Consider the following 3080-nt stretch of genomic DNA (forward strand, 5'->3'; position numbering starts at 1 on the left):
AGTCATTTATTTGATAGATTTCTCTATCGGAATTAACTGGTTTTACCTTTTTCTCTGTTTAATTTTCAAAGACCATTTGGTTTTCATTATCATCGATTACTTCCGACGACTTTTACTATTCTACTAGATAATCTCTTATCTGTCAACAAATTTTTAAGAAGTTTTTTCTTAAGTTTTTGTTGTTTCTTGCCGCGTCTCTCAGCGACAAGATTTATCTTACCATACTTGTTATATCAAATATAACATTAATTTTTTATAATTATAGTTTATTTAAATATATCTTCATATTTCTTGAATTTACTTTTATTTTCTTATACTGATACACATGGTATAGTATACTAAAGTAAAAATAACTTATACTACTATTTAGCCTCTATATACGAAATATACCACATTAAAATCAATAAACATTCGTTATGTTAACTAGTTACTAATCTTCTTAATATTCCATTGAAAATATCCTTTTTGTAATAATATAAGGCCAATTAACTATTTTCATAATTAATTGGCCTCTCTTACATTATAATATAATATACTTATTAAATTCTTCTATGATATTAACTTTTGATTTATATCCTAATTCATTTAAAGATTTATCTAACGTATTTAAAACAAATAAAATTTTATCTATCCTACAGTTTTCTCCCATATGACCAATTCTAATAACTTTATTCTCAAGATAATCAAAGGAACCTGAAATTAGTAAATTATAATTATCTCTCATATAATTAATTAACTTGTTTGCTTCTATTCCTGTAGGCGGTTCCACTACTGTAACTGTAGATGAAAAGCCACTATCTAAATATAACTTTAACCCATAGCTAGTTAATGCATTTCTAGTAGCTACAGCAATATTTTTATGTCTATTGTGTACATTCTCTATTCCTTCTTCAAGTATATTATCTATTGCAACTCTAAGCCCATATATGTCACTTATTGGCATAGTATATGGAAACCACTTTTTATCATAATATCCCTTCCATATAGTTAAGTTACAATAAAATCCTACAATCGGAGTATTTCTTATTCTCATAGCTTTATCCGCATCATCACTAACGGTAACAATAGTTAATCCTGGTGGAGCTGAAAAAGCTTTTTGAGAACCACCTAATGCAATATCTATATCCCACTCATCTACATTTATAGGTTCTCCTCCCATAGCTGCAACACTATCTACAACTGTTAATATTCCATATTCCTTAAGTATTGGGCAAATTTTACTTATATCATTAAGCACTCCTGATGGTGTATCGCAATGAACAACAGTTGCATATTTAAAATTACTATCTTTATCAAGAAATTCTCTTAAATGTTCCACATCTACTTCTCTTTTTCTATCAACAGAATACAACACAGGTATTCCTCCATATATTTTCACAAAATCAGCAAAGCCTTCACCAAATACCCCATTATCAATAATTAGTACTCTATCTCCTATTTCTGTAAGTGATGCACAAGCAGCTTCCAATCCTAATATACCTTCACCACTTAATATAAACACATCCTTTTCAGTATTTAGTACTTCCCCAATTTTATTGCAAGTTTCTCTATAAAAATCATAAAAATCCTTATCTAAATCTGGATTAGTAGTTTCAATAGCTCTAGCCAATCTAACATTTTCTCTTACATTAGTAGGTCCTGGTGTAAATACATATGGTTTATTCATTATTTCATCCCCTATTCATATCTTTAATATTACTAATTAATCACAATATTTAAAATAAAAATTTTGTTATATCAAATTTATTTTTCTAAGATATTTTCCACTTTTGTTATTAAGTTAAAATTAGTTAAGTCATAATGTAGTGGTGTAACTGTTATATATCCTTCTTTAATCATGTCTACATCAGTATTATCTTGCATTGCATCATCCGGCGCACCAGTTATTTTATATACTACATTATCATCACTTTTCTCTACTTCAACATATACATTATTATAATTTCTTTCACCTATTTTACATACCTTTAATCCCTTTAATTTATCTTTACTTATAGATGGAATGTTTACATTTAGTACTGTGTTTCCAATTTTCTCACTTCTAATTTTATTTAATATTTTTTCTGCATAATCTGCAGCTATTTCATAACTTTCTTCATTACCATCACAGGATAATGCAATTGCTGGGGTATTATTTAATGCTCCTTCAACTGCTGCAGACACAGTCCCTGAATATATTACATCGGTTCCTAAATTAAATCCATCATTTATTCCTGATACTACTATATCTATTTTTTCACTAGCAATAGTAGTTATTGCAATTTTTGTACAATCAACAGGTGTACCACTTACACTAAAACATGGAGCATCTATACCTTCTATTTTTTCTTTTTTTACAATAAGAGGATTCATTAATGTTATGGAATGACTGCTAGCACTTTTTTGACTATCAGGTGCTACTACCAATATATTGTGTGAATTTTGAAGTCTCCGTGCAATAATCTGTATACCTTTTGCCGTAATTCCATCATCATTGGTTATTAATATATTCATAATTATATAAAATAGAGAAATTTATATTCTCTATTTTCCCTCCCTTCATTTATCTAAAATCTTATTAAGTAATTAATTCATCCAAAAAGAAATACTATCTACTTTTTTATTTTAACATACTAAGGATAAAGTTTATCTTAAAATATTATAAAATCCTATAAAAAAAAGACACTGCATATACAGTGTCTTTGGTGGAGATAAAGGGATTCGAACCCTTGACCCCCTGCGTGCAAGGCAGGTGCTCTCCCAACTGAGCTATACCCCCAAATATGGTGGACCTTCAGGGACTCGAACCCCGGACCTACCGGTTATGAGCCGGTTGCTCTAACCAACTGAGCTAAAGATCCATATTACTTGGCAACAACCTACCCTCCCACACAGCTTCCCATGCAGTACTATCGGCCCCTAGATGCTTAACCTTCGTGTTCGGTATGGATACGGGTGTATCCATCTAAGGCATAATTACCAAATTTAATATGGCTCCGCGAAGAGGATTCGAACCTCCAACCTATCGGTTAACAGCCGAGTGCTCCACCGTTGAGCTATCGCGGAACATTGACCTGGCAACAACCTACCCTCCCACACAG

At 30.8% G+C, this 3080-nt stretch carries 2 protein-coding genes, 3 tRNA genes and 1 rRNA gene; all 6 read right to left on the bottom strand.

All coding sequences use genetic code 11. The features are described from left to right. Positions 1-520 precede the first annotated feature (520 nt). Positions 521-1666 (bottom strand): pyridoxal-phosphate-dependent aminotransferase family protein, encoded by a 1146-nt coding sequence (locus ACTNBA_RS18950; protein ID WP_441075815.1) that lies wholly within the window; start codon positions 1664-1666, stop codon positions 521-523. Between the two features lie 77 nt (positions 1667-1743). Beyond that, on the bottom strand, positions 1744-2493 hold the full coding sequence (gene surE / locus ACTNBA_RS18955) for a 5'/3'-nucleotidase SurE (protein ID WP_035135853.1): 750 nt from the start codon (positions 2491-2493) through the stop codon (positions 1744-1746). Positions 2494-2682: 189 nt separating this feature from the next. Then, a tRNA-Ala gene (locus ACTNBA_RS18960) sits at positions 2683-2758 on the bottom strand. A 5-nt stretch (positions 2759-2763) separates the two neighbouring features. Beyond that, a tRNA-Ile gene (locus ACTNBA_RS18965) sits at positions 2764-2840 on the bottom strand. 5 nt (positions 2841-2845) lie between these two features. After that, positions 2846-2963, bottom strand: a 5S ribosomal RNA gene (gene rrf, locus ACTNBA_RS18970). A gap of 7 nt (positions 2964-2970) precedes the next feature. Continuing rightward, a tRNA-Asn gene (locus ACTNBA_RS18975) sits at positions 2971-3045 on the bottom strand. Positions 3046-3080 lie beyond the last annotated feature (35 nt).

It is taken from the genome of Clostridium sulfidigenes, from assembly GCF_052067195.1.
GTDB classification, from domain to species: Bacteria; Bacillota; Clostridia; order Clostridiales; family Clostridiaceae; genus Clostridium_J; species Clostridium_J sulfidigenes.